Here is a 17,386-nt window from a genome sequence, read left to right as displayed (position 1 = left end):
CTTCCTTTACATATTTAATATTCCTTTAAACCTTGCTACCAGTTCATCCAAAGATTCCACGCAGCCACGAACACTGGCATCGCTGATAAAGCTTGGCTGATTCACATCTACTACCTCCAATGCCTGGCAAGCCTTAATTAACTGCTGTAATGGCTTTGCCGCATTGGCATGATTGTTAAGTTTATCTAAACTCTGAACATAGTTATCATCAAATTCATCACAAACTTTCTGCTGCCACTTCTGATCACGTGCTTTTAGGGCGCGACCTAAGTCCGGTGGATTAGTATCCATGATGGCTTGCACGGTATCTTCCTGAACATCATCAGTGGCTGCAAAATGTGCATCCTTAAATGCCTTCCACACTTCTTCCTTTGCAAAGAAGCTGGCCGCAGGCTTTTTAGCGGTTGGGACCGAAATGATATTTCTGAATAGAGTCTGTTCAAAATTTGCTCGGATATAATCAAAGGCAATAAGCTTCAAATCAGAAACATCTGCATCTGGATCGTACGGCCACATTGATGCTACCCCAGCTTTATATTTTCTCAAGGCAGGATCTAGTTTTAAGAATTGATCCTCACGTTTATCCAACTGTGTATACATACCGGAATAATCATACTCATCCAAATATTCGTCCATTAATTTCAATGCGGATAACATTGTTCTGATTTCTCCTGGCTTGCTATCCATCATCCCAGCAATATCATCATCCGTAAATCCTGCATCCTTCAAGTCTTTACATTTCAAGTACTTCTCGATAGGATTGTAATCAACTTTGGCGTCTTCACCCATCTGATAGGTTGTCTCAAGTGCCAGAATTTCCTTTTTATCTGCATCTTCCGGGAGAATGATTGCAATAAAGAACTGGCAATGACTCTTTTCGTTAAACGGAATGTTAGTGTCAGCCATAATATTATTCAGCAAACTTGCACGGCGATTACCATCAATAATCATACCATCAGCAGTCACAATACCATGTTTCTGCTGATGTTCTTTCAATAAACGATCTTTCGTTTTCTTATTGGCATCCGGCTTAGATTCCCACAAAAATTTTTCAATCAGAATCTTATCCGCTGCATCTTCCGGATCGAGCGTATGGTTCTGACGTTCATAGGACTTAACCACGCTACCAATTCGTCCATTATACGGATTATAAACAAGGTAATCCAGCGGAATGGCATACGCATTCAATGTAATAATCTGCCCATGATATGTGATAGGAATGCCTGTACGACAGGCATTCTCGGGATGATCGGTAAATTCTTTCAGTTTCGCTTTTCTTTCAGCAACGTTCATATTAGTTGTCCTCCATCTTTATATTTCGTCAATGTGTGTATCAATGATATCTTCCAACAAACCGATATTCTGGAAATTAAGAACATAATCCGAACACCTGTGAATTTCCTTCATGTCCGATTGACGACCAATCCAGCCGGCACCATCTAAGAAGTTGATATACACAATATTACGTCCGGATGCTTTTTCACTGTTAAGTACCTCGACCGTTTTTCGAGCTGCCTCTTTTTTACTGCCCTGGCTGCTTGAAGTAGTAACACTGTACGATACATCTATTATTACTCGTGGATTCGTAGGAGATTCCAGTACGAAACTTACGGCACGATCAAGTAATGGCACCCTTACATTATTTTGGAACTCAAGTCCATGCTTCGCACATACACGCTTAAGTTCTTTTTCAATATCACTCAGAACTGCATCGCCAATACCATTACTATATTTACCTTCCAAACCGCGTTTAACAAGTCTGCGTACTGTATTCTCATCCTGCAACATGCTTAAAGTAACAGGATCCATTGCCATATTTTCCAAGTAAAAAGCAGGAATACAAGACTGCATTTTTTCATCATTTCTGCCATCCCAAAGAAGATTCAGAATGCTTTCCATCATAGCTGGGCTGTCCATCATGGCTGTTCTGATTTTGCTAAGCCCCCACTCTGTGCCAAACACAAATCCACGATCTTTACGAATCATTGAAACCATGCGTTTAAAACGTTCTACAGAAATCTCTGCTATTGATGTAAGATTGTCCAGAGCATCTTTATGGTCAATAATATACTGCTTAAGACTTTCTTTATCTTTAATAGTTCGTAGGCCGACAGAAATGTCAGCCGTCTTCGCTTCGACAACTTTCCCTATTTCGGCTTCATAATCGGGGTTCATGTAAAACATTGTGGTCGAATTGAACAGTTCATCATAACTAAGTTTTGTTGCTTTAATATCTGGCATTTCAAGCCCTCCTATCTTATTCATGTACACATTATAACACTTGGGTGTGCAAATGGCAATATGTAAATTACACTTTTTTGCGGATTTTTTAGAGAACCGTAAAAAATGAATTTCAGATAATCTCGGGGCCTCATAATACGCTTTTACGCTTTTTAGCGAATATATTGATATAAAAATATCCCCTCCATTAAAGAATGGGGATATGATTTTATTCAAGAACACATTCGTTCTTGAGTGTGATGGTTAATTTACCGCCTTCACAATGTACATCCATCTTTTCTTCAGGTACAAAGCCAAGTTCCTTGAGCCACTGTCCTTTCAGCATTATTGTTGGAGTCGGTTTATAATCCCGTCCACTCATTTCATAAACCTTCAATTCTCTTTTTTCTTTAAATGCCATATGTATAATCCTTTCTCACTTCAATAATTTAACGATTATAAATTATAACGATACCAAGGCAGTATCGTTAATGGGGTATGCAATTTTTAATATTTTCAGCCGAACTCATACGGAACAATCCGCTCACTAACATAACCAAATTTATCCACGGTAACTTAAAAAGCCTTATAGTAAGCGTTCTACGCAACCATTGGCCTATTCCGTTGTATCAATAAGCGTGTCCCTTCGTTCATGGCAGCCACCAGCATACATCTGGCCGGGAAACTATAGTTGCCGCTTGCCCTGGAAATGCGCACCATCCCCTCCTCAGCAGGCTGGCGCAAAACTTCCAGCGCGGAATTGCTAAATTCCGGCAGTTCATCCAAAAACAGAACACCCCGGTGGGCCAGACTGATCTCCCCGGGCCTTGGAATCCTTCCCCCTCCGGCAAGGGCCTGCGCTGTGATTGTGTGGTGCGGCGCCCTGAAAGGCCGGGATAAGATCAGAGGCCTGTCATTGTCCAAAAGACCTGCCACGCTGTATATTTCTGATATTTCCATACTCTCCTCCAAGGTCAGTTTGGGTAAAATCCCGGGAATACAGCTGGCAACCATGGACTTTCCGGTGCCCGGCGGACCAACCAGAAGCAGATTGTGCATACCAGCCGCCGCCACCTCAGCCGCACGCTTGACAGCCTGCTGTCCCATGATGTTTTGAAAGTCTTCCGCCCCCTCGCAGGATCTCCTCTCAATTTCTTCTATATTAGTGACTGCCGCCGCAATATCACACCGCCCTGTAAGAAAATTTAGCACCTCTGACAGACTCTCTGCTCCAACCACCCTGACCCCCTCAATGAGTCCGCCTTCCTTCTCATTGGCCCCTGGAACCAGGCAGAGACGGCATCCCAAAAGAGCGGCCTGCCTGGCCGCCGGTAAGACTCCAGGAACCCCTTTCAGCTCTCCGTTTAAGCTCAGTTCTCCCACAGCCAGCACTCCTTTTAGCTGCTCCTTTGGCAGATATCCGTACGCTGAGAGAACTGCAAGCGCGATGGGCAGGTCAAAGGCGGTCCCATCCTTTCTCAGATCCGCTGGGGAAAGGTTTACTGTAATCCTTTTTGGCCTCAGGCTGATCCCGCTGTTTTTCATAGCAGTCCTCACTCTCTCCTGAGCCTCCCTCACCTGTGAGCCCAGATATCCTACCATGGCAAATCCCGGCAGCCCATCGCTGACATCTGCCTCCACCTGGACTTCCCGGCATTCCATACCGCAGATTACTGCGGATAACACACTGCTGAACATGAACGTTCCTCCTGTGATCAAAGACAGAGGTGTAAAAATCCTCACTTGTCTGGTTAAATAAAACTTTTTGTGAATAATGGCTGAAACGCCTGATGGTTCAAGAATGCCGGAACACTCTTGAATATAGATCAAAGATATTAGATCTCTTTTTGATTTTAATTATATCTTATTATTTATTATTTTTCAAGTAATTTCCCATATTTCTATTTTTCTGACAGGCCAGTACTCCCGCTCTCCGCAGACAGCCATCCCAAAGTTCTCCCGAAGACTCATCTGGAAATGACAGCCCTGCATTTGAAAATGCTTCTCGCAGCACCCTGACAGATCGTATTCCCTCAAATCGCTGCGTATGCCTGTCCCCAGATATTTCAGATAGCTCTCCTTTGCAGTCCATATGAGTGTCATCATCTCATCCTTATTCTGCGCAGACTCCAGCAGCTTAAGCTCGCCCGGATGGCAGATGCGTCTGGCCAGGCGTTCCCGGTAGGGAATGATGCGCTCAATATCCACCCCTATCTCCATGCTGTCGATCCCACAGAGGATTCCCTGCCTGCTGTGGCTGTAATTAAAGTGGATATCCGCATAATCCCTTAAAAAGGGCTTGCCCCCCTCCTTCCGGCAGATGCAAACCTCCCCTGAAATAGCGTACTCCTGCGCAAGGCCGAAAAACAGGAGCTGTCTTGCCAACTCCCGCTGCCTGTTTGGATCTGGATGTTCCAGCAAATACAGCATGTCCCTTCTCCTTTCGCCGCTTCCTTATTCTCTGCTTTGTCTCCATTATACAAGACCGGAAGCGGCAAGGCAATCCCCAAAGCCGCTTACCTGCTGCTCAGGGCTTACCTTGTAACTGTTCTCTCCGTGATCAGCAACCTCTTCTCATTTCTCTTTCTTTTCAAACTTTTTTCTGATCTTCTCCAGCATTTTCTTCTCAATCCTGCCCACATACTCTCCTGTCAGATAGAGCAAAAAAATAATTAACTTAAATTAAGCGAATTATCTTCCAGCATAGTCAAATAACTATCCAGCCTTTCATTCACATATCCTGCAAATAACTTCTAACACTTCCAAATTGTGTTTTACATAATATTCGTCAAAAGTATTATAATAGGCAATCCGATCTGTAAATTTAATATCAATTGGCGGATATCCTGCTTTCATCAATTCCAGATTCACCAGCAGCCGTCCCGTCCGGCCATTTCCGTCAGGCAATACCACATTGAGACCCTGCAAGAAATCGGTAATTGATTTCTACTTTTTGTTTTCGTACTTTGCCTGTCCCCTCGGCTTGATATACATAGATACTATCAATCAATTCAGCCAGCATAGAACAGTTTATGGCATTGTTACGTCCGAAACGGGACATATCCTTTACCATAATTCCGCTAGGCTCTGTATCTGCCATAGCGTCCTCAATCACTCGGTTTAGGTCGGGGCGGTTGAATGTTGTCCCCGAAAAACCGTCGTCCACATATTCCCCAATCACTTCAAAGCCTTTTTCCTTTGCATGATACCTTAACATCTGTAACTGAGAGAGCATTTGTCAAGGGTATTTTCTTCTGTTTTAGAAATTTTGTCATTTATAATGACAAAAGGTGGCCACATAAAAAATGTAGCTTCTGAAAAAGGGCTGCGGTGTTTGAAAGATTCTGTTGCTTAATGCTTGCTACTGTCAAATCGGTATCCCACGCCGCGTATGGTATTGATATATTGCGGCGCTCCCGGTACACTTTCTAATTGGCGCCGCAGCTTTCGTATTTGACAATTCAACGGCGCATTAGAGCAGCTTATATAATCTTCTCCCCATATATTCCGATAAAGCTGTTTATGCGTAAATACCCATCCCTCATGAGAGGCCATCAGATTGATCAAGTCATACGGTTTGCGGGGCAGTATAATTTCCTTTTCCAAAACGTAGACCCTCCTGCACCGGGAGTCAATCATTAAACTGCCCTCCCTGGAGAGCACAGCGAGCGCGTCTTGCTGACTGTCATAGACAAAACGACGCAGGAGCGCCGCTATATGGACACGGCAAACCTCTATGGCATAGGGTTTTGGCGATAATCGTTAGCAATGGCAAGAGCTTGTACAATATGATCGCTTTCACTGTTGGTTGAAATAGCTAAAATTGGTATGGCTGAAAGCTCTCTTACTTTTCTCAGTGCCCGGAATTCATCATTTTTCCCTGAAGATACGTCAATAATGACAAGCTGATAGTGAAACTGCACAAGGTGCCTTATTCCTTCCGTGACAGAAAGCGTATAATAGGCTCTTATTATATCGTTTTGTAAGGCATACTTTAACTGTTTAGCACTGTCTAAATCAGGATGAATAATTATTATTTGAATATGCATAATGTTCACCTTATCTAAACCTTTCCGCAGAAAAGCAAAGAGCCGTTGTCCAATAAATGGATAACGGCTCTTGCCAAAATAGTAATTAAGTTTTTATAACAAGGCCTTAATAATTTTACATCAAATATCTCTTTCTCTTTTTACACATTTAATGCTTGAAATTCATCATCCCGCAATACTTTTGCAACATTCAAGCACAGGACGATTTTTTCCTTTAAACCATCTTCCGACACCCGCGCAATACCCGTCAAATACCTGTTGACACCATCGTCGCCCATTTTGGGCGGTGACGAAATCACCTCACCCGGAATATCAATCACTGCGTCCACTTCATCCACAATAAACCCCATTTGCTCGTTGTCCACGCGGTTGATGATAATACAGGTATGATCGGTATATTGCATTTCCGCCTTGCCCATACGCACCCGTAAATCAATGACGGGAATAATCGCCCCGCGCAGGTTGATAATCCCCTTCGCAAATAGGGGGTACTCTGGAACTTCGGTCACTGGCTGCATACTGACGATTTGCTCCACATTGGTGATGGAAACTCCAAAGAGCTGCTTATCCAGAAAAAAAGTCAGCCACTTCAATTCTGAATTTTCCTTGTTTTCCTCTAACACAGAAACAGCCTGTTCTATTTTGTTTTCCAAGAAACAGTCCCCCAAACTTTAATATTTTACATCGCTTAGGAACGAAGCGGTAGCCTCTGGCAAAGCACTCCGTTCCGTTTGGTAGCCTACACCTATGGAATGCATCGTAGAAAGTTTGAATTGACTGACAAGATTTTTTAACATCTGAGCCTGACCCGACAGCTCCTCGCTGGCGGCGGCACTCTCCTCGGCGGTCGCGGAATTTGTCTGCACCACACTCGAAATCTGATCAATGCCTTGCGTTACCTGTGTGATAGAATTGGCCTGTTGCTGTGCGGCTGAAGCAATCTTTTCCACGGAAGCGATCGCTTCTTTCGTACCTTCCACAACCGAAAGAAGCGATTCTGCTGTGGCATTGGCGATTCCCGTACCCTTTTCCACAGCTTGTACGGTGCCTTCAATCAGGGCTGCGGTACTTTTGGACGCTTCAGAGGATTTGCTGGCAAGACTGCGTACCTCATCGGCAACCACGGCGAAGCCTTTGCCAGCCACGCCAGCGCGTGCCGCTTCCACGGCAGCGTTCAGTGCCAAAATGTTTGTCTGGAACGCAATATCCTCTATTGTTTTAATAATTTTGCTGATTTGGCCGGATTTCTCACTGATTTCCTGCATGGAAGAAATCATTTCCTGCATTTGCTGGTTGCTGGACGCCACCTGTTCTCCCGTCAGGTCAGTTCTATTACGGGCTTCATTGGCATTCTCCGCAGTTTCTTTTACCTGGGAAGAAATTTCATTGATCGTGGCCGCAAGTTCTTCCACCGAGCTTGCCTGCTCTGTCGCACCCTGAGAGAGTGCCTGAGCACCGCTGGAAACTTGATCGGAGCCGCTGGAAACCTGGTCGGCGGATTGATTAATCTGATTGAGGGTATTCGACAGGCTTTCACTGATATTTGTGATGGCATTTTTGATGGAAACGTAATCCCCTATGTATTCTGCTTGAGGGGAGACAGTAAAATCACCTCGACCCATAGCACCGAGCTGTAAGTCAACGTCTTTAACCACAGACTTCAATACCATGCTCATTTCTCGGAACGCCTGAGCCAAAGACCCCAATTCATCCTTTGCTTGGTATGCAACTTCAATATCCAAGGTTCCGGCAGCAAGTTTTCCCGCGGCTTCCGTTATTTGAGATACCGGGCGGCTGATAGATCTGGAAAGTGTCGTGGCAATGACAACGCAAAGAAGAACCATCGCCACGAGTAAGACAATCAGCAAAATGGTCGCGCTTTTTAATGTTGCGCTGGCACTGTTATTAAACTCCGAAGCCCTATTTAACGCAAAGTCTACGATACCCTGAGATGATTGCAGCCCGAATTCTAAGGTGTCCTTAAACTCATAGGTCAGCTTATCAGTTGCTTCATCAATTTTCCCATCAGCTACAAGCTGTTTCACCTCTTTTGCTATGTTCTCAATTTTGTCCAGGGTCTGTTTCACATCCGCGACCATCTGCTTATCACCGAGAAACCACTTTTCCACAACAGCAAGGTTCTCTCTGGCTCTGCTTACAGAGGACAATGTTGAATCGCCGTAGGAGGTATCCTTGTACACCACCATCCCCCGGATTTCCCGTCCCATACACTGCAATTCACTTTGCAGCATAATGCTCTGCGTCGATACAGTAAAAGGGCTTTGATAGAGCGTATTCGTCAGTGTTCCCACGCTTTGCAGGTTCACAATTGCAACGATCATCATAATCGCGGATAATACCAACATAGTACCAAACCCAAAGATTAGCTTTGCTGCCATCTTCAAATTCTTTAACATTTCCTCATTCTCCTCTTTCTTTTTACTATTGCGAAATAAATGATAGTGCGTCAAATTCCTTTGAAACCATTCCTCCAATGAATCATTTGCGTGGTTTAAGAAACTCCTCGATTATTTGATAAAATGCTTTTACGTCAACCGGCTTTGTGATGTGTCCATTCATTCCAGAAACAAGAGCGGCATCGATGTCCTCTGTAAAGGTATTGGCAGTCATCGCAATGATTGGTATGGTTTTCGCGTCAGGGTGGCCGCTGGCACGAATTTTTCTTGTCGCGGTATAGCCATCCATTACCGGCATTTGCACGTCCATCAAAATTGCGTCATAGAATCCGGCAGGAGAAGACTCAAACTTTTCCTGCGCTTCCTGCCCGTTGACAGCACTTTCTATTGATGCCCCAGTCATATGAAGCAATTCAACAGCTATCTCCATATTCAGCGCATTATCCTCTACTATAAGAAACCTCCTTCCCGTGTAATCATTTTGCGGAATTTCTGACTTTTGGGGAGAAGGCTTTGTGCCAAATACTGAAACCAAAAGGTTATAAAGAGAGGATTCAAACAATGGCTTTGCAATAAATGCGTTGACACCCGCCCGGCGCGCTTCTTCCTCGATCTCGCTCCAGTCATAGGCCGAGATCACAATAACCAAAGTATCCGGCCCCAGCTTCTCACGGATTTTCTTCGTTACTTCCACACCATCCATGTCCAGCATCCGCCAGTCAATAATGCACACATCGTAGCCTGTGTCCGCTTCGTGCGCCTCCAGAACAGCCCTTACTGCCTCGTGTCCAGACATTGCGCATTGTGCGATAATACCCATCCGTTTCAACAAAAGGCTTGTGTGGGTACAAGCATCTTCTTCGTCATCAACGATCAACACACTAAGTGCATCCAACTGCCACGTTTTGTGTTTCGGAACACCTTGAGGGAGATCAAACGGCAATTCCACCGTAAAGGTGGTTCCTTCGCCCAGTTTACTTTCAACATGAATGTTTCCACCAAGCAAATCCACCAGATTATATGTAATAGCCATACCCAAGCCGGTTCCGCCATACTTTTGTGAAATCTGCGTGTCGGCTTGTTCAAAGGGGAGATAAATCCTCTTCATAAATTCTTCGCTCATACCGATTCCTGTATCACTGACAACAAATTGGAGAAAAGTTTTACTGTTTCGATTTTCCATCTGCCGGATTCTTAACTGGATGCTCCCTCCCTTGGGGGTAAACTTGACCGCGTTGGATAGAAGATTCAGCAAGACTTGATTAACCCGCAAGTAGTCTCCGATGAAGCTATCTTGTTTTACACCCGAAACATCACATGTAAAGATTTTCTCCTGCGCCTTTGCTTGGGAATAGACAACCGAAATCACAGAATCTGTCAACTGTTGTATTTGAAACAGATCATGATGGACTGTTAATTTCCCCGCATCAATTTTTGACATATCTAAGACATCATTGATGAGCGAGAGCAAATGGCGGGAAGAAAACGCAATTTTAGTAAGACAGTCCTCCAGCCTGCTGCGGTCATCCAGGTGGGCGCCTGCAATCGTGGCCATACCAATGATTGCGTTCATTGGTGTGCGAATCTCGTGAGACATGCGGGAAAGAAAATCCTTTTTCGCATTGTTGGCTTTTTGTGCAAGCAGTAGTGCGTCCTGCAACTCGTATTCCCGCGTTTTCAATTTCTTTATATTCTTCCGTTCAACCATGTTTGAGTAAACCGTTAGAAGTATAATAATGATCGTAAGCACGAGTGAGGTTCCGATAGAAACCATCGCTGTATGCGTGGAGGTTTTAGTCAGGTTGTATATTCTCTGATCTGATGAAACGATTATTATTTCCAGACTCTCATTGACCGCATCATAGTATGGAAAAACACGCGCTTCAATGAAATCCAGGATTTCCCCCTCCGTATGCTGCTGGCCGACAAACTGTAATGCTTCATCTTGAATCGCTATTAAATCATCCATCGCCTCACGGAGAGCCGTTACATCTTCCTGCGTGCCCAAATAGCATTCCTTGATGCAATCAATCGCTTCATTCTGCATCTTATAGCGTTCTTCAAAAAGTTCGCGGGCATTTTCCTCGTTATCAAAACCTGTTGTCAGGAATATGCTAACGAATCGTTTCATATCAAGTAAACGTGAACGCATCCCTCTGGCCGTATTTGTCACCGTATAGGGATGCTCGTACATGCTTTGAGCAGTTGCTCTCATGCTGTTTGCGGAATAAATGCTGGCTACTGCAAACAAAATCGCTATCAAGCAAATAACGATTGTAGCCTTTGACAGCTTCTTCTGTAGCGTCACATCGCAAGACCTCCTTTGTCCAATATAAATTCGTTCATGAAATTTTGAAGTAGACGTTTGCTTTCAAAAGGCAGAATTCTCAAGCTTTCTTATGTAATGTCAATAGACCTATCAGTATTTTCTACTTTCTGTTTTCCTTTTGAAATCGCTCGTTTGGATATGACAACAATGCTAAACAACACGCAGATGATTGCAAGGAAAACCAGCAGGAGCATGGAAATTCGTTGCGTTGCATGAATCGAAGCAAATGCATTATTTCCCATAGCATCCGTTGACTCAATCAACAGTTCCAATTCCCCCCGTGCTTCTTTTATAACAGGCATATTGTTGTTCTCCATATACTCAACGGCGTCGCCATGATTACGTTGGACAGCCAAATTTAAAACATGATCTCGCATTGGAGCTAACTCTGCCAAATTGTTTTCCAGCCTCGCTACAATGATTGAATCTCCAGAAAAGTTATGTTTAATTAGGGAGATCTGCTCTTGAAGGATAGTTGCATTCTCTTTGACATTTGCAATTTCTTGATTGGCGGCGTCCTGGGAATCAATTACAGCAACCGAAAAAATCGACTTCTGAATTTCTTCAAAGGCTGCATTCATTGAGTGAGCTGCATGATTGACAGTATACGTCTCATTATAGAGAATCTCCATTTGCTTGTTCATGATTTTTAAACTAACTATGCCAATAATGATTCCTACCACCAGAAACAGCAAAACGACAATATGCAGCCGAAATAATTTAATACTATCTTTGAAATTTTTCATCACGCTGATTCTACCTCTTTTCAATACAATTTATCATAAAAAGTATTTGTGAAGCTGATGTTTGTCTATCTACTACTTCATACCTCCCCCTAAAAATTTCTTATTTCATTTTAAATAGGAAGAATTTCGTTTATCAATATTGATAAACGAATGGAGGAGGTACCTCCTCCATTCGCCTCTCTCTGGTTGCACGCCTCTATTGGGTCATATCTATAGCTTGGGCAATATAACCAATTTTTACATGCATATACTGTTCGTATTGTTGATAATATAGACTGCATAATAATGACAGTATGTCATGTTGTATAAACTCAGCATGTTCACTTTCGCCATGTTCACTTTCGCCATGTTCACTTTCGCCATGTTCATAAACATCTTCATTATAAACTGTATTTGCAAAAAAAACAATACTTTCTAGCAATTTTCCAAGATAAATGATATAATAGACACAAAAATAAAATTTAGAAAGTAAGGGACATTGAAATGCGGCATGAACAGCTTTTGCCGGACTTGATATATGAATATTTTGTGATGCATTTTCATTCCCGGTTTTACAGATATGGGGATATGCTACCCACGATTGAACAATTAAGCCAGGGTTGTTTTGTCTCGCTTGACACCGTGAAAACCGTTTTAAAGCGTCTGCGCAACGAAGGATATGTTATCACACAAGGTAGGAAAGGTATTCAGGTTGCCTTTTCACAGAGCGAGGAGGAACGTAACGCATATGTTGAACGGTTTTTTTTCCAGCGCCATTCTACATTGCCTGACCTAAACAAATCAGCTCCGCCGATTATGGTTTCGCTGATAACAGAGGGACTTTGTCGGATAGATGACAAGGATTTCGCATACCTATCCAGCCTGATTAATCAGATAAAGCTTGGCAATTATACACAGTTTTACTCTGCTATTTTAAGAAAACTTAATAATCCTCTGGCAATGAATCTATTCTGGGAAATTATTTTGTTTCAAGGCACCTCCATGCTCTGCCAGGAAAGTGATTGTCAAAATCTTGCGCCGGATGTCGTCCGGCAAGGTTTACGGGAAATCCTACTGGCTGGAAAGCAAAGAGACAGAAAACGTATACCACAATTAATATATACATCCGGCGAGGAAGTTTTAAAAACTTTTGCAAATTACAAGAGACCACGCAATTTATTTTTTCCAAGGGAAGAGTCTCAGTTTCCCTTTGTCTGGCGCATTTACCGGGAGCGCCCCCAACTCTGTTACGATTTGGTACCATGGTTTTTACATGAGATTTTAAGGGGCAAATACCAAGATGAAGAATTTCTTCCTTCCTATAAGAAACTGGCGGATTCCTTCCAGGTATCCCTTATGACGATTCGGCGGACGGTGGATTTGCTTCATCGCCTCGGCATGGTAAAACCGATCAACGGAACGGGCGTTCGTATTTTACCAAAAGGAGCCCCCGATGTAACGGCACAATTTGGAGAATCGGACATCAGGCGAAATTTCACGCTATATTTTCATGCTTTTGAAATCCTTGCCTATACCTGCGAAGCGGTCACACACGCGATTTTTCCACTCTTTTCGGAAGAGGCTGAAAAGGAATTCATCTCGACACTGAAACAGGATTTAAAAACCGGGGATTGCGGTTGCGTTATATTGTGTTATCTGTTTCATATCTACAAGCATTGTCCGCTTATGGCGATCCGGGAGATTTATGGGAGGATGTATGCTCTCTTTCTGTGGGGGTACCCTCTTAAGGTCTCCGCGAAAAATGCGGTGGAGTTTGATCGTAGGGCCTATATCTTCACACAAAAAATTGTACGGTTTTTGGAAAAAAAGGACTATGAAAGTTTTGCTGACGTGACAAAGAATTTTATCGTAGACGAACTGGCAAAAACGGAGCAATGCCTATATCAGCTTGGGCTGAGGCCGGATGAATTACATCCAACATCTTCTATTAGGCCGGTAATGGCCCCAAGAAATAACCAAGGCGGAGAAGGTATTAGCCTGCCGAGCGGGGAAAAGCGGGAATAGCTCGGAAACGGAATGGGGTTCTAGGAATAGCGGCAAGCAGGGGCTGGCGATATCCTTTTCGGATATGCCAGCCTGCTTGTTGGGACACCCAAACCCGTAGAACGCACCTGGCGGTGCGGCTTTCGCTCCCTTCGGTCGCTGGCCCCGGCGCTTCGCGCGGGGCAGTAAAAAGCCCCGTGGCACGCGGCACAGAGCGGATAGAACGGCGGTCAGCGTTCCGTTTCCCGGCGCGTTTCCTGGGGCGGCTGGATACTTAGCAGACGGTCAATATTCTGCTTCGCCGTCTGGTACTCAAGCATCTCTTTACGGGCGGCCTTGTAGGTTTCGTACAGCTCCTTTTTCTCTGCCAGCAGGCCGGAAAATTCCTTCTGTATCTGCGCCACCGTTGGAATTTTCGTGCCGCCCAATTTGTCAAACGCTTTCTTCGCCGCCTCGTGCATGGCAAGTTCACTTTCATGCGCCAGACGGTATTCTTTTTTGTCCTTTGTCTTACGGAACGCGGCGTAAACGGCGCGCGTTTTGGAATAGCTGGTGATATGCGTCCGCAGTTCGGACAGCTCGGACAAACGCGCTTCAATCTGCTTTATACGGGCGGAAGCGGCGTCAAATTTCTGTCCGGCTTCCTCGGCCCGCGCCGCCAGTTCATCGTAGTCAGTCAGGCCGTTGTCGGTGAGAAAATTTAACGTCTTTGCAGCTTCCTTGAGGTTAAAAACTTTAGCCCACTTTTCATATCCAACGCCCTTTCCAGCCTGCAACTTCGCCTGAATATCAATGAGCAGATTCACCTTGCTGCTGTGGTTCTGCGGTGCTGTTTTTCCTGCCGCAGAACGCCCGCGCGGGCCGCTCAGACGCTCCCGCAGAGCTTCCGGCGTATACTCCGGCCCCAAGGTTTTCGAGCGCGTGAAACGCTCCTGGCCGGGGGCGCGAAAGGAGATGTTTTTGCCCAGCTTCACCTCATACCCCTCGGAGCGCATACGGGCAAGAAAGTCGCCAAAATCCCGGCTGTCCGGCAGCACGCGGTCAATGGCTTCCTGTAACTTGCCCTTCCAGCTTTGGCCCTTGCGCCGCTCGTCCCATTCCTTGTAGGATTTGCCTTTCTGCTTCGGGTTCTCCACAACGGATAGCCCATGCTCCCGGCACAGCCGGTCGCTGATTCTCGCAACGTCCCGCCCGCATTGATGCGGATTGGCAAATTTCCGCTCACAGTCCAGTGTGGTGGAATTAAAAATGATGTGCGAGTGAATATGCTGTTTGTCCGTATGTGTCGCTACGATAAATTGATGTTCGCCCTTTGTAAACTCCATCGCCAGAGCATAGCCGATTTCGTTGGCTTGCTCCGGCGTAACCTCATCGGGCTTGAACGACTGGCGTATCATGTAAGCGAGAACGTCCTGTGACGGCGGACGCTCCTTTCCGGTCAATGCTCCGTAAAGATATTTGCTCATGGCAAATTCGTCCGCCGCTGTGTTCGGCAGGCACTCATAGGAGCTGACGAGCCGCCCGCCCTGTGTCTTGTCTGGATTTTTCGCATAGTCAATCCTGTCATGGAGCGTTTGGTCGATGGTCTGCCCCTTATGCCCATGCAGGGATATAATCCGTGTGGTTGCCAAAGTTTGCACCTCCCATAGTTCATGATTTCGGTTCGCAGCGTGGCGGAACTATTTGCCGCCACGTTCAAATGTAATCCCAAAATCAAATGGGCATTTTGCCCATTTGATTCCGTTGTGGTCAGCGTCATTTTGTCGGTCACCAGATTCCAAAAATCAGCAGATATTATGTGAAGCACATTTTGCACCTCACGTTATACCTTTTGTGGTGGCTGACGTGAATTGCATTTTGCATCTCACGTGGACGACATTGTGTCGTTCACGTTGATTATTGTTGTAAAAACGAAGCGGCTTCGGTTTTACAAAGCTTTCCCAATCAAAACGACTTTTTGTCGGTTTGATTTCGGGTGGCCGAATTTTTTCGTTCACCACGTCAAGGCCATTGCGCTTAAAAACGTCAAATTGACGTTTTTGGAAAGGGATTCATCAAAACGACATTTTGACGTTCTGATTTTGGGAATAATCTGATACGCTGTCCGGCAAACCCGGCCCGCTGAATGGGTAAGCCGATTCGCTGTTCTACATGGTTTTCACAGTAGTCCTCACGCGACAGAATCGCCGTCAGCCATGCCCTGTTCATCGAGGCTGTTTTGCGGTTTCGCTGTTCTGCATGAAGTATCGCGGGGCGGTGAAAAAACCAGCGGAGCAGCGCGCCGGGTACGCTGACGGGTACGGCACTGTCCGGCGAAGAACCGGCATAGATAGCCGCGATTCTTCGCTTTGCCGACGTGATGGGCAAATTGTCCGCCACGTTGAGCTAGATTGTGGTAAATGAGGATACTTCAGTTAGCACATGACCTGAATCAGAAGTGCAAAATGCACTTCTGATTTTGGACGAAACCGTAAATCAAATTTGCAAAATGCAGTTGTGATTTTCCAAAAACAGCTTTAACGTGGAGGAATTGGGCTCCCTCACGTTGTTTGTGTTACCAGCGGAAGGATAAGCTGTCTGCCGTCAAATCTGTTTGTCTAAGCTGTTTGCTTTCTCGAAATCAAATGACCATTTCTGCCGTCTGATTTTCTGGACGCGCTATCTTCGGTGGTGATGGCTGCTATCGAAGATTCCTAAAACAGAAACGGTTTCCGTTTTATCATCGTGGCTTACCAGAAGTCCTTCAGCAGCAGGTCGCGCCTGCGCAGAAATTCCATGAACACCGTGCGTGACCAGGCAAAGGTGTTGCGCACCTCGGACAAGTCCTTACCCTTGATATCCTCCCTAAACTCTATAACCGCCAGCGAATCCAGGTCGGCCAGCAGACGCCGGTTCTCCGGCTTGTCATCATGGCGCAGGGACAGAATCACCTCGACCAGCAAATCCACAAAGGCAAGCCTGTCCGGTAACTCCTGCTCAAAATAATCGTATTCGATTGCTTCCTTCAATTCCTCCCGCTCCGCGCCGGTTTGCGCGCCCGCGCGCGGATAGATAGAGTGAGGATAGTTATAAAAATCTTTATAGTTATCTAAGTATAGTTCGGGTGTATCTGGTACACCAGGGTGGTGTATGTCGTACACCGGGGGTAGTGTATCAGATACACCACCCTGGTCCGTATCACACACCATCCCCTCCGAATCGGTGACTTCTTTGGCAGTTGCGGGAAGGTTATCCACAGACTTTTCCACAGTCTCCGATTGTTCTGAAGGAAACGGCTCGTTGGAGGGTTCCTCTTTCTGCATGGTCACGGCGGTTTTGATGGTATAGAGATTGCTGGTGCTGTCACCGGCCTTGCTGGACTGGTTCTGTTTTTCAATGAAGCCCAGTTCCTCCAGCCGGGCGATGGCGCGGATAGCCGTGCTGCGGCAGCACCCGGCCCGGCGTGCCAGGGTGGAGTAGGACGGGAAGCAGCTCCTGTCCGTGTTGCTGGCGTAGGCGCACAGCGTCACATAGACGGCGATCTCATAGGCGGTCAGCAGACCGCTCATGATTACGTCGTAATTCACCATAATAAAGCGTTTTCCAAACCGCACGGAAAAGTGATCCTGATTCATGTTGGTTCCTCTTTCAAAACACAAAAAA

At 45.4% G+C, this 17,386-nt stretch carries 15 protein-coding genes; 1 reads left to right on the top strand and 14 read right to left on the bottom strand.

The features are described from left to right. Nucleotides 1-6: 6 nt before the first annotated feature. The 12 genes from AC0THY_RS11560 to AC0THY_RS11505 all read right to left on the bottom strand — a co-directional run bounded on the left by AC0THY_RS11560 (nt 7) and on the right by AC0THY_RS11505 (nt 11,761). Nucleotides 7-1,293, bottom strand: coding sequence for a hypothetical protein (locus AC0THY_RS11560; protein ID WP_489990754.1), 1,287 nt, complete (start codon nt 1,291-1,293; stop codon nt 7-9). 18 nt (nt 1,294-1,311) lie between these two features. After that, a complete protein-coding gene (locus AC0THY_RS11555; protein ID WP_489990753.1) occupies nt 1,312-2,241 on the bottom strand; it encodes a DpnII family type II restriction endonuclease in 930 nt (309 codons plus the stop codon). 208 nt (nt 2,242-2,449) lie between these two features. Beyond that, a complete protein-coding gene (locus tag AC0THY_RS11550) occupies nt 2,450-2,641 on the bottom strand; it encodes a SymE family type I addiction module toxin (RefSeq protein ID WP_489990752.1) in 192 nt (63 codons plus the stop codon). Nucleotides 2,642-2,820: 179 nt separating this feature from the next. Next, nucleotides 2,821-3,918 (bottom strand): YifB family Mg chelatase-like AAA ATPase, encoded by a 1,098-nt coding sequence (locus AC0THY_RS11545; RefSeq protein ID WP_489990751.1) that lies wholly within the window; start codon nt 3,916-3,918, stop codon nt 2,821-2,823. Nucleotides 3,919-4,101: 183 nt separating this feature from the next. Continuing rightward, complete coding sequence (locus AC0THY_RS11540; protein WP_489990750.1) at nt 4,102-4,650, bottom strand: 4'-phosphopantetheinyl transferase family protein; 549 nt, start codon at nt 4,648-4,650, stop codon at nt 4,102-4,104. A gap of 469 nt (nt 4,651-5,119) precedes the next feature. After that, on the bottom strand, nt 5,120-5,437 hold the full coding sequence (locus tag AC0THY_RS11535) for a recombinase family protein (RefSeq protein ID WP_489990749.1): 318 nt from the start codon (nt 5,435-5,437) through the stop codon (nt 5,120-5,122). 134 nt (nt 5,438-5,571) lie between these two features. Continuing rightward, on the bottom strand, nt 5,572-5,826 hold the full coding sequence (locus AC0THY_RS11530) for a winged helix-turn-helix domain-containing protein (RefSeq protein WP_489990748.1): 255 nt from the start codon (nt 5,824-5,826) through the stop codon (nt 5,572-5,574). A gap of 128 nt (nt 5,827-5,954) precedes the next feature. Continuing rightward, entirely contained in the window at nt 5,955-6,269 is a 315-nt protein-coding gene (locus AC0THY_RS11525) for a response regulator transcription factor (protein WP_489990747.1), read from the bottom strand. Between the two features lie 140 nt (nt 6,270-6,409). Next, nucleotides 6,410-6,922 carry a chemotaxis protein CheW gene (locus AC0THY_RS11520; RefSeq protein WP_489990746.1) on the bottom strand — a complete coding sequence of 171 codons (513 nt, stop codon included), beginning with the start codon at nt 6,920-6,922 and terminating at the stop codon, nt 6,410-6,412. A gap of 18 nt (nt 6,923-6,940) precedes the next feature. Beyond that, the gene (locus AC0THY_RS11515) at nt 6,941-8,686 is read right to left on the bottom strand and encodes a methyl-accepting chemotaxis protein (protein ID WP_489990745.1); all 1,746 of its coding nucleotides are present in this window, start codon (nt 8,684-8,686) and stop codon (nt 6,941-6,943) included. 82 nt (nt 8,687-8,768) lie between these two features. After that, nucleotides 8,769-10,994, bottom strand: a complete 2,226-nt coding sequence (locus tag AC0THY_RS11510; protein ID WP_489990744.1) for a response regulator — start codon at nt 10,992-10,994, stop codon at nt 8,769-8,771. Between the two features lie 89 nt (nt 10,995-11,083). Beyond that, the gene (locus AC0THY_RS11505; RefSeq protein WP_489990743.1) at nt 11,084-11,761 is read right to left on the bottom strand and encodes an MCP four helix bundle domain-containing protein; all 678 of its coding nucleotides are present in this window, start codon (nt 11,759-11,761) and stop codon (nt 11,084-11,086) included. Between the two features lie 483 nt (nt 11,762-12,244). On the opposite strand from AC0THY_RS11505, the gene AC0THY_RS11500 reads away from it, so the two are divergent. After that, entirely contained in the window at nt 12,245-13,765 is a 1,521-nt protein-coding gene (locus AC0THY_RS11500; protein WP_489990742.1) for a GntR family transcriptional regulator, read from the top strand. Between the two features lie 209 nt (nt 13,766-13,974). Here AC0THY_RS11500 and AC0THY_RS11495 read toward each other — a convergent pair whose 3' ends face one another. Then, nucleotides 13,975-15,384, bottom strand: coding sequence for a relaxase/mobilization nuclease domain-containing protein (locus tag AC0THY_RS11495; RefSeq protein WP_489990741.1), 1,410 nt, complete (start codon nt 15,382-15,384; stop codon nt 13,975-13,977). Nucleotides 15,385-16,473: 1,089 nt separating this feature from the next. Continuing rightward, nucleotides 16,474-17,382, bottom strand: a complete 909-nt coding sequence (locus AC0THY_RS11490) for a helix-turn-helix domain-containing protein (protein ID WP_489990740.1) — start codon at nt 17,380-17,382, stop codon at nt 16,474-16,476. Nucleotides 17,383-17,386 lie beyond the last annotated feature (4 nt).

This window comes from Ruminococcus sp. 8Y-12 (assembly GCF_058119865.1).
This window is presented reverse-complemented; position numbering and strand designations above follow the sequence as displayed.

What these genes read in the sequence shown, in the direction of transcription:
- AC0THY_RS11560 (WP_489990754.1), bottom strand. Translation starts at nt 1,293, where the DNA reads ATGAACGTTGCTGAAAGAAAAGCGAAACTGAAAGAATTTACCGATCAT.
- AC0THY_RS11555 (WP_489990753.1), bottom strand. Translation starts at nt 2,241, where the DNA reads ATGCCAGATATTAAAGCAACAAAACTTAGTTATGATGAACTGTTCAAT.
- AC0THY_RS11550 (WP_489990752.1), bottom strand. Translation starts at nt 2,641, where the DNA reads ATGGCATTTAAAGAAAAAAGAGAATTGAAGGTTTATGAAATGAGTGGA.
- AC0THY_RS11545 (WP_489990751.1), bottom strand. Translation starts at nt 3,918, where the DNA reads ATGTTCAGCAGTGTGTTATCCGCAGTAATCTGCGGTATGGAATGCCGG.
- AC0THY_RS11540 (WP_489990750.1), bottom strand. Translation starts at nt 4,650, where the DNA reads ATGCTGTATTTGCTGGAACATCCAGATCCAAACAGGCAGCGGGAGTTG.
- AC0THY_RS11535 (WP_489990749.1), bottom strand. Translation starts at nt 5,437, where the DNA reads ATGTTAAGGTATCATGCAAAGGAAAAAGGCTTTGAAGTGATTGGGGAA.
- AC0THY_RS11525 (WP_489990747.1), bottom strand. Translation starts at nt 6,269, where the DNA reads ATGCATATTCAAATAATAATTATTCATCCTGATTTAGACAGTGCTAAA.
- AC0THY_RS11515 (WP_489990745.1), bottom strand. Translation starts at nt 8,686, where the DNA reads ATGTTAAAGAATTTGAAGATGGCAGCAAAGCTAATCTTTGGGTTTGGT.
- AC0THY_RS11505 (WP_489990743.1), bottom strand. Translation starts at nt 11,761, where the DNA reads ATGAAAAATTTCAAAGATAGTATTAAATTATTTCGGCTGCATATTGTC.
- AC0THY_RS11500 (WP_489990742.1), top strand. Translation starts at nt 12,245, where the DNA reads ATGCGGCATGAACAGCTTTTGCCGGACTTGATATATGAATATTTTGTG.